At 33.8% G+C, this 22968-nt stretch carries 15 protein-coding genes; 10 read left to right on the top strand and 5 right to left on the bottom strand.

The window, feature by feature from the left end:
- Positions 1–22: 22 nt before the first annotated feature.
- The gene (locus PQO00_RS06470; protein WP_274184017.1) at positions 23–547 is read right to left on the bottom strand and encodes a hypothetical protein; all 525 of its coding nucleotides are present in this window, start codon (positions 545–547) and stop codon (positions 23–25) included.
- 266 nt (positions 548–813) lie between these two features.
- Between PQO00_RS06470 and PQO00_RS06465 the strand changes: the two genes are divergently transcribed.
- From PQO00_RS06465 to PQO00_RS06435, 7 genes are all read left to right on the top strand, one after another.
- On the top strand, positions 814–1188 hold the full coding sequence (locus tag PQO00_RS06465; protein WP_274184016.1) for a hypothetical protein: 375 nt from the start codon (positions 814–816) through the stop codon (positions 1186–1188).
- A 133-nt stretch (positions 1189–1321) separates the two neighbouring features.
- Complete coding sequence (uvrA, locus tag PQO00_RS06460; protein ID WP_274184015.1) at positions 1322–4168, top strand: excinuclease ABC subunit UvrA; 2847 nt, start codon at positions 1322–1324, stop codon at positions 4166–4168.
- A gap of 132 nt (positions 4169–4300) precedes the next feature.
- Positions 4301–4990: a TIGR00730 family Rossman fold protein gene (locus PQO00_RS06455; protein WP_274184014.1), complete on the top strand. Its 690-nt coding sequence runs from the start codon at positions 4301–4303 to the stop codon at positions 4988–4990.
- Positions 4991–5115: 125 nt separating this feature from the next.
- Positions 5116–7944, top strand: coding sequence for a metalloprotease (locus tag PQO00_RS06450; protein ID WP_274184013.1), 2829 nt, complete (start codon positions 5116–5118; stop codon positions 7942–7944).
- Positions 7945–8107: 163 nt separating this feature from the next.
- On the top strand, positions 8108–10519 hold the full coding sequence (locus PQO00_RS06445; protein ID WP_274184012.1) for a thiamine pyrophosphate-dependent enzyme: 2412 nt from the start codon (positions 8108–8110) through the stop codon (positions 10517–10519).
- A 502-nt stretch (positions 10520–11021) separates the two neighbouring features.
- Positions 11022–12626, top strand: coding sequence for a class I SAM-dependent methyltransferase (locus PQO00_RS06440; RefSeq protein ID WP_274184011.1), 1605 nt, complete (start codon positions 11022–11024; stop codon positions 12624–12626).
- A gap of 1 nt (position 12627) precedes the next feature.
- On the top strand, positions 12628–13098 hold the full coding sequence (locus tag PQO00_RS06435) for a hypothetical protein (RefSeq protein ID WP_274184010.1): 471 nt from the start codon (positions 12628–12630) through the stop codon (positions 13096–13098).
- Between the two features lie 12 nt (positions 13099–13110).
- Here the strand turns inward: PQO00_RS06435 and PQO00_RS06430 are convergent, their stop codons facing one another.
- Together PQO00_RS06430 and PQO00_RS06425 are read right to left on the bottom strand one after the other, a co-directional pair.
- Positions 13111–14769: an energy transducer TonB gene (locus PQO00_RS06430; protein WP_274184009.1), complete on the bottom strand. Its 1659-nt coding sequence runs from the start codon at positions 14767–14769 to the stop codon at positions 13111–13113.
- 235 nt (positions 14770–15004) lie between these two features.
- Entirely contained in the window at positions 15005–16216 is a 1212-nt protein-coding gene (locus PQO00_RS06425; RefSeq protein WP_274184008.1) for a redoxin family protein, read from the bottom strand.
- A gap of 153 nt (positions 16217–16369) precedes the next feature.
- Between PQO00_RS06425 and pheT the strand changes: the two genes are divergently transcribed.
- Positions 16370–18796, top strand: coding sequence for a phenylalanine--tRNA ligase subunit beta (gene pheT / locus PQO00_RS06420; RefSeq protein WP_274184007.1), 2427 nt, complete (start codon positions 16370–16372; stop codon positions 18794–18796).
- An 82-nt stretch (positions 18797–18878) separates the two neighbouring features.
- Positions 18879–19658, top strand: a complete 780-nt coding sequence (locus tag PQO00_RS06415; protein ID WP_274184006.1) for a phosphatase PAP2 family protein — start codon at positions 18879–18881, stop codon at positions 19656–19658.
- Positions 19659–20204: 546 nt separating this feature from the next.
- Here the strand turns inward: PQO00_RS06415 and PQO00_RS06410 are convergent.
- On the bottom strand, positions 20205–20831 hold the full coding sequence (locus PQO00_RS06410) for a hypothetical protein (protein WP_274184005.1): 627 nt from the start codon (positions 20829–20831) through the stop codon (positions 20205–20207).
- 347 nt (positions 20832–21178) lie between these two features.
- Between PQO00_RS06410 and PQO00_RS06405 the strand changes: the two genes are divergently transcribed.
- Positions 21179–21418, top strand: a complete 240-nt coding sequence (locus tag PQO00_RS06405) for a DUF2007 domain-containing protein (RefSeq protein ID WP_274184004.1) — start codon at positions 21179–21181, stop codon at positions 21416–21418.
- A gap of 275 nt (positions 21419–21693) precedes the next feature.
- Here the strand turns inward: PQO00_RS06405 and PQO00_RS06400 are convergent, their stop codons facing one another.
- Positions 21694–22464 carry a hypothetical protein gene (locus tag PQO00_RS06400; RefSeq protein ID WP_274184003.1) on the bottom strand — a complete coding sequence of 257 codons (771 nt, stop codon included), beginning with the start codon at positions 22462–22464 and terminating at the stop codon, positions 21694–21696.
- Positions 22465–22968 lie beyond the last annotated feature (504 nt).

Genomic DNA, 22968 nt, shown 5'->3' with positions numbered 1-22968 from the left:
AATACTGAGTACTAAGACTAAACTATTTACCCCGCTGTCCTACAAAATGATGACTCTTAGATTTAAACAATACATTAAAACTCGTTAGACTACCATAAATTCTGGTAATATATTGCTGTAAATCTATTTTACCCTGTTCGTCTAGATTACTGGAGTTTATACGTTGCTCCATAACTCGCAACCTATCCCTAACCATCGTTATTTTATGAAAAAAGGTGTCAATTGGTAATTCGTAAGGTTTTAACCCCTCATCTGCTGGCTTTAAAATCAACGTACCTCCTTTGTATTTATCGGCAATAGGCACCACCTCACTGGCATCGCTCCATTTTTTTAAAATATCCACCAAACTGCTCTCAACATCAAAAAAGCTAACAGTGTCCACATCGCCATCAGCAGCCTCTATAATTTCAAATTCACTGTCTATATCTATGGTTTCTAATCCCTTTTCTATAAAAGTCACCCAATAATGCTGTGTAGTCACATTGGTTACCACACCTTTCCCATATTCTGGATGATTAATCCTTGATCCTATTCCTAATAATTTCATAATATTATTATTCCCTCGAAAGAGGGAATCTGTTAATGGTTAAATAAAAATATTATCAAAAATAAATATATAAAATTGAAATACAACTTTTCTAAACATTGAACTTATCTTGAGAGAAACCGAAAAGGCAGAAATGAAATAAAACTTTACAAAAATTTATCATTAAAACGTATTTAAAAACATTCAAAATACCAGGAAAACAATTGACAAACAAGTAATAAAAAATTATATTTGCTGCTAATTTTGTTTAATATGTTACCTCCCTTATGAAAAGTTTAACTATCACAATATTTTTTTTAGGCCTTTGCCTTTTAACCAACGCACAGGACAAACCCGAAATTGGAGATGAATTAGTCATAAATCCCCCAAATGGAGTGAGCTATAATCACATAGATTTTCCTAAACTAAATTTTCTCGTTAAAAGAGGGAAATTAGCAAATTATAAAAATGTTTATGGCACTAAAGTTATTATTAAAGATATTGAGGATAAAGGTGACGGCCATATTTACGTCATTCTTAAAAAAAAGCATGGAGGAAAGTTCTTTGGTTTTCTTAATGAGGTTGAAGCGAATTATAATAAATCCATAGAATCTGAAGAATTATCTGTAGTCATGTCAAGTGAACAAAAAAGTGCCCAATAATAAATTTTGAATTATATTTAACGGAATAGAAAATAGAATCATAACCTTAGTATTGAAGCTATTTTAATAAGTCTAATTAAAGTTTATAAAAAATTTAACTTCTAAAATCGTAACTTCGCAATTTTGCAATTTTATGAGTTCATTTAATGATTTTATTGAAGTAAAAGGTGCCCGCGTACATAACCTTAAAAATATTGATGTATCTATCCCTAGGGAAAAACTTGTAGTGATAACAGGTCTGTCCGGTAGCGGAAAATCATCTTTAGCCTTCGATACTATTTATGCCGAAGGACAACGCCGATACATTGAAACATTCTCTGCCTATGCAAGACAATTTTTAGGGGGTTTAGAAAGACCAGATGTTGATAAAATTGATGGGCTCTCCCCCGTTATTGCCATCGAGCAAAAAACAACAAGCAAATCACCGCGATCTACCGTTGGCACTATTACCGAGATTTATGACTTTATGCGTTTACTGTTCGCACGAGCCAGTGACGCCTATAGTTATAACACAGGAGACAAAATGGTGAGTTACAGCGATGAACAGATCAAAGAACTCATTATTAGTGATTTTAACGGGAAACGGATCAATATACTAGCACCTATAGTACGCTCGCGTAAAGGGCACTATCGTGAATTATTCGAGCAAATTTCAAAACAAGGTTTCGTAAAGGTAAGGACCGACGGCGAAATTAAGGATCTCACAAAAGGAATGAAGCTAGACCGTTATAAAACACATGATATTGAAATTGTTATTGACAGGTTGGTTATTGATACATCGATAGATAACGATAAACGCCTTACCGAAACTATTAATACAGCGATGTATCATGGTGAAGATGTACTCTTGGTTATTGATCAGGATACCAACGAAACCCGTTATTTTAGTAGGAATTTAATGTGTCCGTCTTCCGGGATCTCATATCCAAACCCAGAACCCAATAATTTCTCTTTCAACTCTCCTAAAGGCGCTTGTTCAAATTGCAATGGTATTGGAGAATTGTATCAAGTAAACGAAAATAAAATTGTTCCAGACGATAGATTATCAATAAAATCCGGGGCATTGGTACCTCACGGGCCAGAAAAAAACAGTTGGATATTTAAACAGTTTGAAACCATTGCACAACGTTTCAATTTTAAATTAACCGATGCTTACAAAGACATTCCCAAAGAAGCCAAACAAATGATCTTATATGGTGGAAATGAAAAATTTTCTGTAGAAAGTAAAACACTTGGGGTTACCCGTGATTATAAAATAGACTTTGAAGGCGTCGCCAACTTTATTGAAAGTCAGTACAGAACAGCCGAATCTACCTCATTAAAACGCTGGGCAAAAGATTATATGGATAAAGTGGAATGTCCAGAATGCCACGGCACCAGATTAAAAAAGGAATCACTCTATTTTAAAATAAACAATAAAAATATAGCAGAGCTAGCCAACACAGATATTGATGAGCTAGCTACTTGGTTTAATAGCCTACATAAGCACTTATCAGAGAAACAACTCAAGATCGCAGAAGAGGTTTTAAAAGAAATAAAGGCCAGGCTACAGTTTTTATTAGATGTGGGGTTAAATTATTTATCCCTTAACAGAAGCTCTAAGTCTTTATCTGGTGGGGAAGCACAACGCATTCGTTTAGCAACTCAAATAGGCTCGCAATTGGTTGGCGTCCTGTATATCCTGGACGAACCAAGCATTGGCTTACACCAGCGCGATAATGAAAAACTAATTAATTCCTTAATATCACTTCGCGACATTGGAAATTCGGTTATTGTTGTAGAGCATGACAAAGACATGATCGAACGTGCCGATTATGTTATTGATATTGGGCCGAAAGCAGGAAAATATGGTGGTGAAATAATCAGTATTGGGAATCCTAATGAATTAAAGACGCATAAAACTTTAACTGCCGACTATTTAAATGGCAATAAAGAAATTGAAATACCTAAAAAACGTAGACAAGGCAACGGTGAATTTTTAACGCTCACAGGCTGTACAGGAAACAATTTAAAAAATGTATCCGTAAAATTCCCTTTAGGAAAAATGATAGGCGTTACCGGTGTTTCTGGTAGTGGTAAATCGACATTGATCAATGAAACCCTCTACCCTATTTTAAATGCGCATTATTTTAACGGCGTAAAAAAACCAATGCCATACAAAAGCATAAAAGGTCTAGAACATATTGATAAAGTGATTGATATTAACCAATCGCCCATTGGCAGAACACCAAGAAGTAATCCTGTTACATATACAGGCACTTTTAGTGAAATTAGAGCTTTATATGCTAAAATACCTGAAGCCATGATTCGTGGTTATAAAGCTGGTCGTTTTAGTTTTAATGTAAAAGGAGGTCGTTGTGAAACTTGTCAAGGTGGTGGTTTACGAGTTATTGAAATGAATTTTCTTCCAGATGTATATGTGGAGTGCGAAACCTGTCAAGGGAAACGTTTCAATAGGGAAACGTTGGAAATTCGTTATAAAGGAAAATCGATTAGTGATGTATTAAACATGACCATCAACGAAGCTGTTACATTTTTTGAGCACATCCCTAAAATTTACAATAAGTTAAAAACCATTAAAGATGTCGGTTTAGGTTATATCACCCTAGGACAACAAAGTACCACGCTTTCTGGAGGTGAAGCACAGCGTATTAAATTGGCGACAGAACTAAGCAAGCGTGATACCGGGAATACTTTTTATATTCTTGATGAACCCACAACGGGTTTACATTTTGAAGATATAAGAGTGCTTATGATGGTGCTTAACAAGTTAGCAGACAAAGGAAATACGGTCCTTATTATAGAACACAATTTAGATGTTATTAAAACCGTTGACCATATTATCGATATAGGCTATGAAGGCGGGCAAGGTGGCGGACAGATTATTGTTGAGGGATCACCTGAAGAAGTGGCCAAGCATAAAAAGAGCTACACCGCTAAATTCCTTAAAAAAGAATTGAATCTGTACAGTGTTCAGTAGTAGTGTTCAGTGGGCAGTATTCGATTTCAATTTCGATTTCAATTTTGATTTCACCACAGTGTCCAGTAAGTTATGATGGAAATAATTTAACACGGGCAAACAGATAAACGCATAAATAAACTTGTATATATTATGAGAAAAGAACAACATCACAAAGGATGGAATGAAATAAAAACAAACGATTCTTGGGCTATTTTTAAAATAATGGGGGAATTTGTTAACGGATTTGAGAAAATGAGCAAAATAGGACCCTGTGTATCTATTTTTGGATCGGCCAGGACTAAACCAGAGGACAGATACTATAAGCTGGCAGAAAAAATAGCAAAAGGAATTGTAGAAGCAGGGTACGGTGTTATTACCGGTGGTGGCCCGGGAATTATGGAAGCTGGAAATAAAGGAGCCCACCTAGGTGGTGGCACCTCTGTAGGTTTAAATATTGATTTACCCTTTGAACAGCATGACAACCCATATATAGACCAAGATAAAAGTTTGGATTTCGACTATTTCTTTGTCCGTAAGGTCATGTTTGTTAAATATTCCCAAGGGTTTGTAGTGATGCCGGGAGGCTTTGGCACTTTAGATGAACTGTTTGAAGCCATAACCCTTATACAAACACATAAAATAGGGAAATTCCCAATTATCCTTGTAGGTACGGATTTTTGGGAAGGCTTGATAGACTGGATCAAAAAGACCTTACTGGATTCTTTTTTAAACATAAGTGCAAAAGACTTGGATTTAGTTCATTTGGTAGATACCAAAGACGAAGTTATAGCTGTTCTTGATGCTTTCTATAAAGAATCCGGTTTAAGCCCTAACTTCTAAAGACCGTATCTTTTATGCCTAAAATGTTTTAGACATATCAATATTGGTGAAGTTTTAAATCGCCTTATTTTGTTATATTGCAGTGCCTTGCATGAATTATTAACCTTTAAATGTTTTATAATAAATTGAAATTACGTCTTTTTAATTACTTCTTTTTTACCTTAATATGCTTTACAGCTTTCAGTCAAAATAAGATTGATATAAAGGCGGTTTTTGATATTGAAAATAAACAAATCAAAATATCCCAAACTATTCAGTATCAAAATACAACAGAAGATGAATTACAAGTTATTTATTTAAATAACTGGAGCAATAGTTACTCAACAAAAAAAACACCATTAGCCATACGAATTGCAGATGAATACAAAAATGATTTTCATTTAGCAAAAAGTAAGGATAGAGGATATTCTGTTATTACTTCCATTAAACAGAATAATAAAGATTTAGTATTTCAGCAATTAAAAGACCAAGCCGATATTGTTAAAGTTGAATTAAATACGCCCTTAAAACCAAATGGCACTTATAGAATTTATTTAGAGTATACTGTTCAAATCCCAAATGCAAAATTCACAAGTTATGGTATCACAGATTCTGGCAATTTAAATTTAAGATATTGGTACATAACACCTGCTGTATATGATGGGGAATGGCAATATTACAGCAATAAGAATTTAGATGATTTATTCATTCCTAAATCAGATATCACACTGGAAATCGAGCATCCACACAACTATACCTTAACTTCAGAATTAGATTTAAGTGAACAAATACAACTACCTAATAAACAAATTGTTAAACTAGAGGGAAAAAACAGAAATAACAATAAGTTATTTTTAAATAAGGGTTCAAATTTTAATACCATACGATCTGGGGATTTCTCTATAGTTTCCAATATAAGTGATGAAGGATTAGAAGTTATAGAGAAAGTTTTAATCACAGAAAAAGTAACCAAGTTTATTTTAAAAAACTTTGGAGAATATCCACACAAAAGGCTCTTATTAACAGAAATCGACAACGAAAAAGACCCTGTTTATGGCGTGAATTTTTTACCGAAATTTATAAAAACCTACCCGACCCATTTTCAATACGAGCTTAAATTATTAAAAATAGCATTACGCAATTATTTAGAAAATACCTTGCTCGTAAATCCAAGAAAAGAACAGTGGCTGTTAGATGGTATACAAATTTATTATCTAATAAATTATGTTAATGAATACTACCCTAACATGAAATTTCTTGGTGCTTTAGCCAACTTTTGGGGCGTTAAATCTTTTCATATTGCAGATATGAAGTTCAATGATAAATATACACTAGCTGCCATGTCTGCTGCAAGAACAAATAGAGACCAACCGCTTACCATGCAAAAAGACTCTTTACTGAAGTTTAACACTAATATTGCCAACAAATACAAAGCAGGTATCGGACTTAAGTATTTAGATGATTTTATAAACAGCCAAATATTGGAAACGAGTATAACATCTTTTTTATCTGACAATAAATTAAAACAAATTACGACCAAAGACTTTGAAACCTATTTAAAATCCAAAACAAACAAAAACATTGACTGGTTTTTTGAAGATTACCTAACAACTCGGAAAAAAATAGATTTCAAAATAAGAAAGGTCATTAAAACCGAAGACTCCATAACCCTAACCATTAAAAACAAACGAGATAATAGCATGCCTATTTCTTTATATACTTTAAATAATGATAGTATTATCTCTAAAACATGGATAGAAAATATTACAGAAAGCAAAACGCTCACAATACCTAGAAACCATGCAGATAAACTTGTTTTAAATTACGAAAAAATAGTTCCAGAAATCAATTTGAGAGACAATTGGAAATCATTAAAAGGTTTTTTCTTTAACAACAAACCATTACAGTTTAGACTTTTTAAAGATGTAGAAGACCCTCATTACAACCAGGTGTTCCTCATGCCTATTGCAGAATTCAATAATATTTACGACGGGTTCACCTTAGGCATGCGGGCCTATAACACAACCATTTTAAGAAAGCTTTTTAAATACAAAATTGAACCATCGTACGCTTTTAAGTCAAGAGCCCTAACCGGCTCAGCTGCTTTATCAAAAACCCATTATTTCGACAACGACCTATTTGCTATCAATTATGGCATTGTTGGAAGCTATACATCCTATGCCGAAGACTTATTTGTTAGGCAAATAAAACCTTCAGTAACATTGTTGTTTAGAAGAAATGACGATTTACGCTCAAACAAAATACAAACATTAAAGTTTAGATATTTAGATATTAAAAGAGATGAAGACGTCCTTAATATCTCTCCCACTTTTAGACCAAATTATAAACTTTTCAATATTCGCTATCGAAACTCAAATGATAATCTCATAAATTTCAATAAATGGCATGTCGATTTTCAAATTGGAGAAAAGTTCAGCAAAATGTCCTTTAACTATGAATATAGACAACTGTTTCAAAGTAATAGACAATTAAACTTACGCATGTTCGCTGGTGCTTTTTTAAAAAATAAAACAGACATAACCTCAGATTATTTCAGTTTTGCATTAGATAGGCCCACAGATTACCTGTTTGACCTTCCTTACCTAGGGCGTTCCGAAGCTTCAGGAATCTTCAGCCAACAATATATAGATACCGAAGGCGGGTTTAAGTCTAAACTAGAAACACCTTTTGCAAACCAATGGATCACCACATTTAACGCCAGTACGACACTATGGAAATATGTGTTGGCTTATGGTGATATTGGGTTTGTTAAAAATAAGTTCAACGCGCCACATTTTGTATATGACTCTGGCGTAAGAGTAAACTTAGTTACTGATTATTTTGAAATTTATTTTCCCGTATATTCTAACCTCGGTTGGGAAATAGGACAACCAAATTATGATGAAAAAATCAGATTTAAATTTACCGTAGACCCACAAGTACTTTTAGGTCTATTTAGAAGAAGATGGTATTAATATGTTGTCGAATAATCAGTATATATTCGTTTTTATTGCGTAATCATTATTTTAATTCTTTTTTTTTGGTTATTTTTAATAATACTTCAAAAATTTAGATACCGATATAATTGCAAAAATCACAAATTTTAACTACTTTTGCACGAGCAAAAAGCACAGCTAAATGCAAACTATTCCAAATTTGAAGACCGACATATCATTTGATGATTTTAAAGCAGAAGTACTAAACGATTTCAAAATAGCTATTAAAAGTCGTGAATGCAGTCTACTTGGCAGACGCGAAGTATTAACTGGTAAAGCAAAATTTGGGATTTTTGGAGATGGTAAAGAAGTGCCACAGTTAGCTATGGCCAAAGCCTTTCAAAAAGGTGATTGGAGATCTGGTTATTATAGGGACCAAACATTCATGATGGCTATCGGTGAATTAACTACGGAACAATTTTTTGCAGGGCTATATGCCAATACCAATTTAGAATTAGAACCGATGTCGGCCGGTCGCCAAATGGGCGGTCATTTTGTGACACATAGTTTAAGTGAAGACGGAAAATGGAAGGATCTCACAAAACAATATAACTCAAGTGCAGACATCTCTCCCACGGCTGGGCAAATGCCTCGCTTGCTTGGCTTAGCGCAAGCTTCAAAGATATTCAGAAATGTTGACAATATTAACACGACGAATTTCTCTATTAACGGGAATGAAGTTGCTTGGGGTACTATAGGAAATGCAAGTACTAGTGAAGGTTTGTTTTTTGAAACCATTAATGCAGCAGGCGTTTTACAAGTACCTATGGTTGTTAGTGTTTGGGACGACGAATACGGCATCTCTGTACATGCAAAACATCAAACCACTAAAGAAAATATCTCTGAAATTTTAAAAGGATTTCAGCGAAATAAAGAACAAAAAGGCTACGAAATACTACGCGTTAAGGGCTGGGATTATGCCAACCTTATAGAAATTTACCAAGAAGCTTCTAATATTGCTAGAAATGAGCATGTACCAGTACTCATTCATGTACAAGAGTTAACACAACCACAAGGTCATTCAACTTCCGGATCCCATGAAAGATATAAAAGCGCAGAGCGTTTAGAATGGGAGGTTCAACACGATTGCATCTTAAAAATGCGTGAATGGATTATAGAAAGTGGGATAGCCACAAATGAAACGCTTACAGAAATTGAAAGAACCATTAAAAGGGATGTTCGAGAAGCCAAAAAGAAAGCATGGAACACCTATTTAAAACCTATTTTAAAAGAGAAACAAGAGCTCATTTCTATATTAACACAAGTAGCATCATCTAGTCCTAACAAAGTCTTTATTACTAAAATTAAAGAGGACTTAACGCATATAGATGAAGCGTCCAGAAAGGACATTCTATCAAGCGCAAGAAAAGCTTTAAGGTACGTTATAGGTGAAACATCTAAAGAAAAGCAACAGCTTAGTGATTGGATTAACACCATCTTCGAAAAGGTACAGCCCGATTTTAGCTCGCATTTATATTCCGAAACCAGCAGATCGAATATTCATGTAAAAGAAGTCAAACCGACATACGATAACGATGCCGTTCAAGTTGATGCACGTATCATTTTACGTGATAATTTTGATGCCATTTTCAGTAACTACCCCGAAGCACTTGTTTTTGGAGAAGATACAGGTAATATTGGTGATGTAAATCAAGGTTTAGAGGGCTTGCAAGAAAAACATGGCGAATTACGTGTAGCAGATACAGGCATAAGGGAAGCCACTATAATTGGACAAGGCATAGGCATGTCATTACGAGGATTGAGGCCTATTGCAGAAATTCAATACCTTGATTATATTCTATATGCACTGCAAATTATTAGTGATGATTTAGCAACAGTGCACTACAGAACAAAAGGCAAACAAAAAGCGCCTTTAATAATAAGAACCAGAGGACACAGACTTGAAGGTATCTGGCACTCTGGCTCTCAAATGGGCGGTATTTTAAATTTAGTTAGAGGTGTGCACATTCTGGTACCAAGAAGTATGACCAAAGCCGCTGGTTTTTACAATACACTTTTACAAGGTGACGATCCTGCCATAGTTATAGAATGCCTTAACGGTTATAGGCTAAAAGAAAAAATGCCAAACAACTTAAGTACTATAAAAACACCTATTGGAGTTGTTGAAACCGTTAAAGTAGGTACAGACATCACATTGGTTTCTTATGGGTCGACATTACGTATTGTAGAGCAAACTGCAAAAGACCTGTTGGCCATTGGTATTGATGCAGAAGTGATAGACGTACAATCCTTACTACCTTTCGACCTAAATCATGATATCGTAAAAAGTATTGCCAAGACAAATCGGGTAATGATCATTGATGAAGATGTTCCTGGCGGTGCTTCGGCATATATTTTAAACGAAATATTAAATACTCAAAACGCCTATCAATATCTTGACAGTCAACCAAAAACACTTACTGCGAAAGCACACAGGCCCGCATACGGAAATGATGGTGATTATTTCTCAAAACCTTCTGCAGAAGATATTTTTGAAGCTGTTTATGAGGTCATGCACGAATTAAACCCTTCTGATTTTCCTAAATTACGATAAACAAAAATAAAATCTGAATGTCCGTAATCATGCATAATGATATTTTTGTCATTCAGAACGAAGTGAAGAATCTGTCGATAATCAATGAGATCCCTCGTTGCCTCGGGATGACAAAATCAATATATTTTTAGGTTTATGACAAATTACGGACAATCAATAATAAAATCTTTTTTAAAAGCCTTTCCTAATCCATTTGGAAAGGTTTTTCTTTTTATATTTAAAAGTCATTTATAGCACCGCTACGGAATAAAAAAGGTGAAAAATAGGTACAAAAGGATAATTTTTTATCCCATTTTAAAAGTTTAAATGAGTATCTTATACCAATTATGAATTAAAATGAGCTACAGAAAACGACATTGCTTATTTGTTTTTGCCTGCTACGTGTTATTTGCATAGCCTAAGCTATGGAAATGATGAGCAAAGTGATAAAACAAATTAATGAATGAGTTTGAATTGCGTATTTTAATTCATAATTGGTATTATATAACAAACCGATTATCGTATGTTAACAAAATTAGATAAAGAGCAATTTCGAGGTACCATTTTTAGGCATCTAGATGGTATTGCCACAGCAACCACCGCCTATTCGCTTTACAAAAATGGTGTCTTACAATATTTGCTGAACAATAAAAAATCGAGCATTGAAAACTTATCTAAAGAATTTAATGCAAATGAAGGCTATCTAAATGTTGGTTTGCGTGTATTATCCTCTCAAGGTTGGTTAAACATGACTATTAACAATACCAATAACACCGTTTATTATGAGACGAATGCCAAAAGTGAAAAAGCATTTAAATTAGTGCCAATATATGCGGATGCTGTAAACTTGTTGAGTTACTCTGTCAAATTTACGGAAGAAGGTATTGGAGCAGATGCATTTAATGCCCTAGAGAAAGTATTTGTAAAGTATAAACAAAGCTTTGGTCTTCCTCCAGTTAAAGAAAACACCATTGAATACCAAGTCCTAAAACATATAGAAGGCGTTATTGCGGCTCCCATAATTGTTTTACTGGGGCTTAAAGGCCTGTTTCATAAATACTTTATGGAAGCCTCCTTTAGAGCCCAGGAATATCATAAAGACCCTGAAAGCTTTAAAAAAATACTTGATTTTTTTGCTTATTTAGGTTGGTTCTCCAAAAAAAAAGACACCTACCAGTTTACTGATAAAGGGCTTTTTTTTGCAAAACGAGCCAGTGCATACGGCGTTACCATTTCATATTTACCAACATTTACGACATTAGACGAACTTATTTTTGGAAACCCTTTAGTATTAAAAACAAACGCACCGGACGAAAAAGAAAAACATGTAGATAGAGAAATGAATGTTTGGGGAAGTGGTGGTGCACATGCTACTTACTTTAAAATAATAGATGATATCATTATCGAGCTATTCAACAAACCTATTGACGAGCAACCAAAAGGGATTTTAGACATGGGCTGTGGTAATGGTGCTTTTATCCAACATGTTTTTGACGTCATCGAATACAAAACCCTAAGAGGCAAAATGCTTGATGAATACCCATTATTGCTTGTTGGTGCCGATTTTAATCAAGCGGCCTTAAAAGTGACAAGAAGCAACTTAATTAAAGCAGATATTTGGGCAAAGGTCATTTGGGGCAATATAGGCAGACCCGATTTATTGGCTAAGGATTTAAAAGAAGACTATAATATAGATTTAAAGGATCTATTGAACGTTAGGACTTTTTTAGACCACAATCGTATATGGGAAACACCAAAGCGGCTTACAGAACGCCTAAGCGATTCGACAGGAGCTTATAGTCACCAAGGTCAGCGAATCAGTAACAATTTAGTAGAAAGCTCTTTATTGGAACATTTACAAAAATGGAAAGGCTATGTAGAGCGTTTCGGTCTATTAATTATAGAATTGCATACTATAGCCCCCAAATTGACAGCCAACAATTTAGGAAAAACAGCAGCCACAGCCTATGATGCCACTCATGGCTATAGCGACCAATTTATTTTGGAAGTCGATATTTTTAATAAAGTTGCTATGGAAGCTGGCCTATATCCAGATTCCAACTATTTTACAACATTTCCCGATAACGAATTAGCAACAGTAAGCATTAACCTATTAAAAGGAAACTAAAATGAAAGCTGTTACATTAAGAGAAATCAAACAAGAACTAAATACGCTGTCAACATCAGAGATCCAAGAGCTCTGCCTTCGTTTATCAAGATTTAAAAAAGAAAACAAAGAGCTTTTAACCTATCTTCTATTTGAATCCCATAATGAATCCGGGTATATTGAAAGTGTAAAGGGTTATATAGACGAAGCGTTTGAATTGATTAATAGGGACAGCTATTTTTATATTAGAAAAAGTGTTCGGAAAATTTTAAGAAACATAAAGAAATATGTTCGTTATTCACAAAACAAAGAAACCGAAGTAGCTCTTCTTCTCTACTTTTGCCAGAAACTAAAAGATTTTTCGCCCAGTATTAACGGAAGTGTCCAACTACATAATATCTATAAACGACAGATCCTACTTTCTAAAAAAATCATCTCAAATTTACACGAAGATTTGCGGTATGATTATAATGTGATACTGGATAATCTATAAAAAGGATATGAACTAAAATGTTTTTTTAAAACCAATAGGAATGCCATAAGACACCTTAACTGTTTGCCCTAGTTTCATAGCAGGTTGCATTTTTGGTAACATTTTAATTATACGTTCTGCTTCTTCTTCCAAACTTTTATCCGGACCTCTTGATCGGATATTGACAACATGTCCATTAGTATCTACATTAAACATAACAAATACACGTCCCTCTATATTATTGTTCAGTGCTGCTTCTGGATATTTAAAATTTTGGGTTATATGGGACTCTATTTTCTTTTGAAAACATTTTTTAGATTCTCCTTCTGCCACTTTTTCGCATCCCGAAAATGCGGGTGCTTTGTCAATAAGTTCAAAGGGGTACACAAGATTTTTATTTACCGTTATTTTACTTTTGGCTATTTTATTCTCCTTTTCTGCTTTTTTGGCATCGGCAATAAATACTTTTGCACGATTCCCTGTAGAGAACATATTTAAAAATTCTTTATTAGTATACCAATTTTCCAAAGCTTTGTTATTAGCCGTATCATTTGACCATACATATCCCACACAATCCTTGAAATGTATCTCTGTAATTTTAATTTTTTCTAAATTTTCTTGATTATCTAGGATTTCATTTTTTAACATAATTGCTGGTTTGAAACCAGAAACTGTACTTTTATTCAGGCTAAACATAGTATTTTGCCCCACATAAACACTTTCTTTTATCAACCCTGATTGAATATCAAATTCTAAATCCTTGCTATTATTAATTAAATCTAAATTTTCAGCAACTAAACTTGTACCCTTTTTAGAAAAATCAACATTTTCTTTCTTATCAAAAGACCTTATATCTAAACATCTTGCACCTCTACTATTGGACGTATAAGGGAATCTAATAGCCAATGAATTGGTTAAATGGGATTGAGTACCAAAATTAAAGCTAAAATCATTTCCAGCAGACCTATAGGAAACCATATTCTTTAAATTGACGGTTCCTCCCCAAACTTTAAAGGCGTCTCCTGCAGAAAAACTTACCATCACATTTTCTATAATGGTTTCATTGCCTACACCTGCTAATAATAAACCACTAAAACTACCATCTGCTGTGTATTCTTTTTTACCTGCATATTCTATCCTTACAAATCTCAAAATACCAGAATTACTTTTAGTATTTTCACCTCCATAATTTGTGTTTTTATAAAACTTCGGATCTAATTCTGAATAAAAAGAAGAAACAGATCCTCTTCCAAATTTATTTAAAGGTGCATCGCCCAATAAAATGATGCCTCCCCAATCTCCAGCTTTTTTAACACTTCTATTAGACGTAAAAACGATAGGATCTGTTTTTAAACCATCTGCAATTAGACTTGCTCCTTTAGCGATGGCTAAAGATCCTTTTGTATCGTAATCCCCAATTATTATCGTCCCTGGCTCTATAGTAAGTGTAACACCTTCTTTTACAAAAACAGGCCCTAACAATAAATAAGTTTCTCTTTTATAAAGTTGAAGGTCTTCGGTAATTTCGCCTGTTAATATCTCTGTGGGCTCGTTTATATCGGCTAAATTCGGCTCAAAATCCGTCCAATGCTTCAACCATTCATTTTGTGTTACCATTTCTTCTTCCAGTTGGGCATTTATACTATGAGTCAGCAAAAAGAAGAGCCAAAATATAATGTGAAAATTTTTCATGTTAAATGATTGCTATTTAGTTAGATAAATCAAACGTACAATCACAACCTATGAAATGCAAATTTTATCGATAAAATACAGTGTTTTGTAATAATATACAGCTTATATATTTATATTGTATTACTTTACCTACTAAAACTAATTACTCATTTTATTGCCTCAATATTTTAACGCTATAAATTATAAGAATTGAAATACCCTGCATATATCAAACACTAAAAATGGAAGTCACGGATCATTCCTCCAACAACACATCAACAAAAGTTTTAAACCCCTTTTTAAATGCCACGTACTTTTCTTTGGTAGCCGGCCCATTAAACCCAGTGTGGATTTTTCTAACTTTTCCTTTTTTATCAATAAAGATAGTGGTTGGATAAGACAGCACATGGTTAAGCATAGGTAACTTTTCTTGTGCCCTAACCTTACTGGAAGAACCATATTGTGCCAATAAAATAGGATAAGTAATACCCGTTTTATCTTTTAAACGCTTTATATTGTTAAAAGCAACGTCTTCTGTTTTTACATACTCAAAAGCCAAAGCCACTATTTCTATATCTTTATCTCGATTGTTTTTATAAAATTCTGAATAAAACTTACTTTCATCTAAACAATTTGGGCACCAGGTTCCCATAATTTGCACCAAAACGACCTTATTATTAAAACGTGCGTCGTTTAAAGAAACCATTGTTCCTGTTTCATCAGGAAATGAAAATTCAACTTTATCATAGCCTTCTTTTAGGAAAGTAAGAGTATTCGCATCTGGTAATTCATAAGTATCATTGCGCTTGGCTACAAATGGTTCTTGAAAATGGTTTCCAGAATAAAAGGTGCCAACCATAGAGCTATCGGTGACCATAGCTATGAACAAAAAGGCATGCGCACCATCGAAAGTTGATAACTTAAGTTGATCTCCATCCAAAACGCCTTCCAAATAACGATAATCGCCTGTAGTCGTTCTAAAAGTTCCCGTAACTATATTTCCTTTGTGACTAAAAGTTCCTTTTGCCATATATTTATTGGTATCAGAATCCGGGCTAAAAACCGTTTCCCAATGGCCGGAAATATCATGTTTAGCACTTTCCGATCTATCAAATCGAATCATACTTTTTTCGGCAGAAAACCCCATGACCCTATTCAAACCTTTTTTTACAAAACGTCCTACTAGCGCATTGTTTTCGATTTTAGCAACCAAATAGCCTTCAAAAACCGGCATTTTTATAAATACCGAGTCATATTTATAGCTAACATCATCAACTTCAATAACCTCTTCAGCATTTAAAATATGTATTTTGTTTTCTGAAATCACCTTAAAACTAAATGGTAAATCGGTAGCTTCATTAACTTTTAACAACCCACGATATGTTCCTTTTTTGAGCTTATTTATTTTAATATCTTGTTTACAAGCTATCACAAAAAGAACCAATAGCGTTATGGCAATATGTTTCATAAAAGATTGTTTGAATTACATTATTCGAAATAACAACATAATACTAACAAATAAAAGATAATATTTATACTTTTTACCTTCACAAATTACAAGCAATGTTTGAATGCTAGCTTCAATATTTTATCTTTGCACTCTTAAAACAGCGGATTTTTTATGAAAATTTCTTACAATTGGTTAAAGCAGTTTTTAAAAACGGAGTGGACACCAGAACAGACTAGTGAATTACTTACGGATTTAGGGCTTGAAGTTGAAGGTGTTGAAGCCTATCAATCTGTTAAAGGCGGACTGGAAGGTATTCTTGTGGGAAAAGTTTTGACCTGTGTTAAACACCCAAATGCAGATAAGTTAAAAATAACTACAGTAGACATAGGGACTGAGACCCCTTTGCAAATAGTTTGTGGAGCCCCGAATGTAAGTGTTGGGCAAAAAGTACCTGTTGCTACTATTGGAACGACTTTGTATACTGAAGAAGGTGAAGCTTGGACTATAAAAAAGGGCAAGATACGTGGTGAAGAAAGCCATGGAATGATTTGTGCTGAAGATGAGTTGGGCCTAGGAAAATCCCATGATGGCATCATGGTCTTAGATGCTGCCATTAAAGAGGGAACGCCAGCTGTTGATCTTTTTGATATAGAAAATGATATCGTATTTGAAATTGGACTAACCCCCAACAGAGCAGATGCTATGAGCCATTTAGGTACAGCTCGTGACCTAAAAGCTGGCTTAATTCAAAAAGATATCAATTTAGAGCTCATCACACCATCTGTAAGCGCATTTCGTATAGATAATCGCACCCTGAAAATTGATGTAGATGTAAAAAATAAAGATTTAGCACCTCGTTACTGTGGTGTCACTATATCTGGATTAAAAGTTAAAGAGTCCCCTTCGTGGTTACAGCACCGCTTAAAGGCTATTGGTTTAAGCCCAATTAATAATATTGTTGATGCCACAAACTATGTACTACATGATTTGGGACAGCCTCTACATGCTTTTGATGCCGTAAAGATCTCAGGTAATAAAGTTGAAGTAAAAACGCTAGCTGCAGGAACAAAGTTTACAACCTTAGATGGTGTAGAGCGTGAATTACACGAAGACGACTTAATGATCTGTGACGCCGAAAAACCAATGTGTATTGCTGGTGTTTTTGGAGGTATTGACTCAGGAGTAACAGAAGCTACAACCAGTATCTTTTTAGAAAGCGCTTATTTTAACCCTATTAGTATACGCAAGTCTGCTAAAAGACACGGGGTAAATACAGATGCCTCTTTTAGATTTGAACGTGGTATCGATCCCAATATTACAGAATATGCACTAAAACGTGCTGCCTTATTGATCCAGGAAATAGCAGGCGGGGAAATTACCAGTGATCTCATTGATCTCTACCCTAATAAAATTAAAGATTTCGAGGTTCGATTAAGCTTCGAAAATGCAAAAAAACTCATTGGAGAAGAAATTCCAAAAGAAGTTATTAAACGTATTTTAACATCATTGGATATTAAAGTAAACAATGTAACCGAAGCTGGTTTGGGTTTAACGGTACCTGCTTACAGAAACGATGTGCAAAGAGAAGCTGATATCATTGAAGAAATATTGCGTGTTTATGGATACAACAATATCAATACGACAAAAAAATTAAACGCTTCTATTTCGGGAACATCAAAGTTTGAAGATTATAAAATACAGAACACTGTAGGAAATCAATTAGTCTCACAAGGCTTTTACGAAATCCTTTCTAATTCATTAACAACTCCAGCCTACACAGCTTTAAGCGAACAATTAAAGGAAGAACACAATGTTAGTATCCTAAATGCCTTAAGTAGCGACTTGTCTGTTTTAAGACAATCCCTATTGTTTTCTGGCCTAGAAGCTATATCATTTAACATCAATAGAAAACGTGCAGATTTAAAGTTGTTCGAATATGGTAAAACATATCATGATTTTGGTAGCAAAAGGGAGGAGTTTAAACATTTATCACTTTTTGTAACCGGCAATCAAACATCTGAAAACTGGCATAATGCCAATAAAAAAAGTGACTTCTTTTTAATTAAAGGATACATTATTGCTATATTACAACGTTTGGGGATCTCGAGGTTTAATGAAACGCCTGTTAAAAATGACTTTTTTAGTGAAGGTCTGGAATTTAGCCAGGGAAAAACCAAATTAGTTGACTTCGGATTAATAAAAAAACCAATACTTAGGCATTTTGATATTTCTCAAGACGTATTATTTGCAAATTTTAATTGGGATGCTGTTCTAGATTTAGTGAAGCATAACAAGATTAAATTTAAAGCGATTCATAAATATCCGGAAGTACGTCGTGATTTTGCTTTATTGCTAGATGATAAAATTACTTTTGAATCTATTTATAAAATAGCCAAACAAAGTGAAAAACAATTATTAAAAAATGTCAATCTATTTGATGTTTATCAAGGGAAAAACTTACCTAAAGGCAAAAAGAGCTATGCGGTTAGTTTTACGCTGCAAGACGAAAATAAAACGCTTACCGATAAACAAATAGATAAAATAATGAATAAGCTACAAGCAAACTTCGAAAAGCAACTTGGAGCAGAGTTGCGATAATATTATGACATGGCAAAAAGTTTTTTTTCTAACTGCTATATGCTTCTTTGCCTCCTTTAAATTGAGCGCACAGAAAATACACTTGAAAAAAGTTAAAGACACCGCTTCTGTAATGCAATTAGCAGGCTATGATCTTAAGCAAACCCTCTTAAGTGTTAAGCATTCTTTTACCAGGCCCCTTCATTGGAAAAAGAAAGATTTTACAACTTTTGGAGCTATCGGTCTCGGGCTTTTAGGGCTTTCTACCATAGATGATGAAAGTAGTAGTTTTTTTATTCGTCAAGAAGCTAAGGTTCCAAATGTATTTCAGGAAACTGGTACCAGGTTTGGAAGCCCGCAGGTTTATTTTATTGCAAATGCCGGATTATATGGTATTGGTTTATTGACCAAAAGTGAAAAGATTAGAAAAACAAGTGTGTTAATTATTTCATCTTCATTTACCACGGGAGTTATACAAAGCCTGAGTAAAACTGCTTTCGGTAGAACCCGTCCCAAAAACGGCCATAAAAGTACAGAATTCAGGTTTTGGTCAAACGAACCCCAATTTCATTCATTTCCATCCGGACATACTATTTTATCGATGACCATGACGCATGCGCTTGCTAAACAGTTTGACAATACATGGTCTAAAGTTGGTATATATACATTAGGTTCGGTAATTCCTATTTCAAGATTGTTCACAGGTGCACACTGGCTTACAGATGTTGCCCTAGGAACGGTAATAAGTATTGCTGTTGTGGACTCTATAGATAAGTTTCTATTCAATACAAAAGCCTATAACGATACCGTCAAGGAAAAGAACCATGTTTCCTGGAAACTCCATTTTACAGGAAACAAAATTGGAGTCACTGGCGTGTTTTAACAGCTTTTATTCTCTATGACCGAATAACAGCTATTTTAGATCAAGATAAATAGAGCGCTTTGATAGGTATGTCATGTTATAGCTAAGTGGATATAAAATGGCATAGAATATTTAGATATAAAAAATTGAAGTTCAAGGCAAAAAGCGTAGGCAAGCCTAGTTACGGCGAGTATTTTTAACGAAGAAATTCGGTTTTTTACTCTGAAGATTCATGTTGTTTTATATTGATTTAGCTATAAATGAAATTGCACACTCGAGCTATTTATACATCCTTCCTAAATGTCTATAAAATAGAATTGTTCCTTCCTTTTAAAAAGGAGGAACAATTCCGGTTTGTATTTTAGAGTACAGTTTTAAATATTAGTCATCATTTTAATACAACAAATTAAAAAGGAAATTGAATTCCTGTTTTTGAGAGAAAGAGAGTAGGTTGTTATTATTTATGATGGACTATTTTGTCTCTAAAACACCTATAACACCCATTAGTCTTATCTGAATTTATCTTCTAGCGACCATGCCGCTATTAAACATGATTCACGTATAATACTAAAAAGTAATTATTAACTTATTTGCTGCAGCATTTAACTTCTCTTGCGCTGTCAAACTATCTGTTTCTGTCCAATTATTGGTATAAGAACCAATTTCTACTTTATTTGTAGATCCTGAGAATGAAACTACCAAAACTTTCACTCGAACAGTATAAATTCCTGCATCAAGATTAATAGCATGGGAAAACTTAGAAGTGTTCATTAAAAATCCATGACTTCCTCCTGGACTATAAAGCATTGGTAAATAATTAGAAGATGTAGCATCATTAACACCATTAACTTCAAGAATAGTGAGCATTTGTGCAAAACCCGAAGCGGATGAAGAATTAGCCTGACCAGCAAACAACGTCCAATCTATTTTTACAATGTCCTTTTCTGAAATTGTAAACGTAGCAGTCAAATCTGGTACATTAAGCCATTTATTTTTATTTGATGCGTTAATTTCTAAAGAAGTACTAGAAATAATCACGGTTGGTGTGGCTACATGATCATTAGGAGTGGTTACATGATCACTATCTATATTAGATACTGATAAATTACTTGGTGCTATTGTCCCAATACCAACTTGAGTATAGGCAATGGAAACAAAACACAACAAAAAATAGGTTAGAGTAGTTTTTTTCATTTTAGATTTTAATTAGGGCACGGCAATTATACACAAAAATAAAATAACCTACAACTAACTGATTACAAATACGTTAAACTATTATGTTTTACATAAAATAACTTATTTATCTTACAATAAAATAAAGAAAATTAGTAATGATTATAGATGTATTTATTTATAAAAATAGATCATTAATATCTACAAAAAAAAGATTTAAATTCTTACTATATATAACATAAAATGGGTTTATTTTATGTGGTATTCATACTTAAAACAGTTTCAAAACATGCCCCAACAGTTCCTTGTGTTTTATATCATTAAAATTTTGTATCTTTAATAGACACGCACTCATTAAACCTATAACTATGTCAGATTCAAATTATATAAAAATATTTACTGGGGATTTTATAATTGTTCAACGCATTATTAATGAGTTAGAAGCCATTAATATTAATGCCATTGTTAAAGATACTACCGAATCTGCTCGCTTGGCCGGTTTTGGTGGGGGTATCGTTCCGGGATTTCAGGAAGTTTTTGTAAATAAAGACGAACTAGATAACGCTGTTCCTATTGTTCAAAAGGTAACTTCTGAATCACAAACATAGAAATTAAAGAATTTCTTGAAGCGAACTATCCCTACCTCGTCGGCAGACAGGCTCGAGGTTGGGCCATAGTGGTATGCTTCGGCTTTTGTTTAGATACTTTCAGAAGTAATGTTATTCACAGGAACCCTATAATTTAATCCTAATGATTTTATATAAAACCATTAGGATTTTCAGTTTTTCAAAACATTTATGGCTGTCTAATTGATTTTAGGAACCGAAAGGCTCAGCCTCATGTTTACTTTTCAAATAGGTCCTTTTTATTATCTTAGTAAGTATTATAGAAAAGAAATTAATAGCTTGTTTGCTGCTGCGTTTATTTTTTCATCATTAATCATATTACCAGTTCCTGCCCAGTTATTAATATGAGCCCCTATACGTACCTCACTGGTAGACCCCAAAAAACTAGCCGCATATACTTTTACTTTCACAGTATAAGTACCTGCATTAAGCCTAATAGCATGTGTAAATGAGGAATTATTCATTAAAAGTCTATAATAATCACCTCCAGGATTATGAATCATTGGTAAGTAATTAGATGATTCTACATCATTAACCCCATTAATATTAAGAATGGTAAACATTTGTGCAAAACCCGAATCGGTCGACGAATCATTTTGACCAGAGAATAATGTCCAATCTATTTTTATCATTTCACTTTCCAAAATTGTAAACGTAGCTTCTAAACCTGGCACATCAAGCCATTGGTTGTCATTTGAAGTATTAAGATATAGAGACGTATTGGATACAATAACACTAGGAATTGTTGCATTGTCTGACTTATTTAAACACTCCCAATTAGGGGCCATTGGAGTTCCTATGTTTACAGAAGTACACTTATTAGATGTATCATAAACCATTAATCCTGTTGCCGGGTTAATAATATTATTTTTCTGGGCATTACTAAGTCTTGGAATCAGGAGACCTTTATTTGCACTTTCTATGTCCAAAATTGATGAAATATCCGGTACGGTAGTACCAATACCAATTTGAGCATAAGTAATAGAAATAAAACAATACAAAATAAAGGTTAGAGTAGATTTTTTCATTATAAATTTAATTAGGGGTTATTAAAGAGTAAACAATTATATTAAAAAAAGAAACACGTAACAACTAACTAATTATAAATACGTTAAAGTGCATCCGTTCGTCTAACATCCTTTATTTTTACAGAAAAACGAGGAAAAATAAGGAGATTTTTAAACGTATTTACTTATTTAAATTAAACTATAAATCCTACAAAATCACATCTAAGGCCTTATAATACCAATTATGAATTAAAATACGCAATTCAAACACATTCATTAATTCGTTTTATCACTTTACTCCTCATTTCCATAGCTTAGGCTCAATGTCATTAAGTTAAGGCCGTAATGTCAGTCTGAGCGCAGTCGAAGACCAATTGGAGTTCTAGTTTTTATTAGCATTTCGTATCCTATGACTTTAGCAAATTTTTTATCATAAATTTTCTCTATTGTCTTAAGCGGCATATCCCATTGTATCAACATATGGTACCCCTCTGTTCACTACAGCAAAAACCCTTGCCAATAGTT

It is taken from the genome of Flavivirga sp. 57AJ16 (assembly GCF_028736925.1).
In the GTDB taxonomy this organism is placed as follows: Bacteria; Bacteroidota; Bacteroidia; order Flavobacteriales; family Flavobacteriaceae; genus Flavivirga.
Note: the sequence above shows the minus strand (reverse complement) of the source record. Positions and strands in the feature narration are given on the sequence as shown.

Excerpts from the sequence above, each read along its gene's own strand:
- PQO00_RS06470 (WP_274184017.1), bottom strand. The coding sequence starts at position 547 with ATGAAATTATTAGGAATAGGATCAAGGATTAATCATCCAGAATATGGG.
- PQO00_RS06465 (WP_274184016.1), top strand. The coding sequence starts at position 814 with ATGAAAAGTTTAACTATCACAATATTTTTTTTAGGCCTTTGCCTTTTA.
- uvrA (WP_274184015.1), top strand. The coding sequence starts at position 1,322 with ATGAGTTCATTTAATGATTTTATTGAAGTAAAAGGTGCCCGCGTACAT.
- PQO00_RS06455 (WP_274184014.1), top strand. The coding sequence starts at position 4,301 with ATGAGAAAAGAACAACATCACAAAGGATGGAATGAAATAAAAACAAAC.
- PQO00_RS06445 (WP_274184012.1), top strand. The coding sequence starts at position 8,108 with ATGCAAACTATTCCAAATTTGAAGACCGACATATCATTTGATGATTTT.
- PQO00_RS06440 (WP_274184011.1), top strand. The coding sequence starts at position 11,022 with ATGTTAACAAAATTAGATAAAGAGCAATTTCGAGGTACCATTTTTAGG.
- PQO00_RS06435 (WP_274184010.1), top strand. The coding sequence starts at position 12,628 with ATGAAAGCTGTTACATTAAGAGAAATCAAACAAGAACTAAATACGCTG.
- PQO00_RS06430 (WP_274184009.1), bottom strand. The coding sequence starts at position 14,769 with ATGAAAAATTTTCACATTATATTTTGGCTCTTCTTTTTGCTGACTCAT.
- PQO00_RS06425 (WP_274184008.1), bottom strand. The coding sequence starts at position 16,216 with ATGAAACATATTGCCATAACGCTATTGGTTCTTTTTGTGATAGCTTGT.
- pheT (WP_274184007.1), top strand. The coding sequence starts at position 16,370 with ATGAAAATTTCTTACAATTGGTTAAAGCAGTTTTTAAAAACGGAGTGG.
- PQO00_RS06410 (WP_274184005.1), bottom strand. The coding sequence starts at position 20,831 with ATGAAAAAAACTACTCTAACCTATTTTTTGTTGTGTTTTGTTTCCATT.
- PQO00_RS06405 (WP_274184004.1), top strand. The coding sequence starts at position 21,179 with ATGTCAGATTCAAATTATATAAAAATATTTACTGGGGATTTTATAATT.
- PQO00_RS06400 (WP_274184003.1), bottom strand. The coding sequence starts at position 22,464 with ATGAAAAAATCTACTCTAACCTTTATTTTGTATTGTTTTATTTCTATT.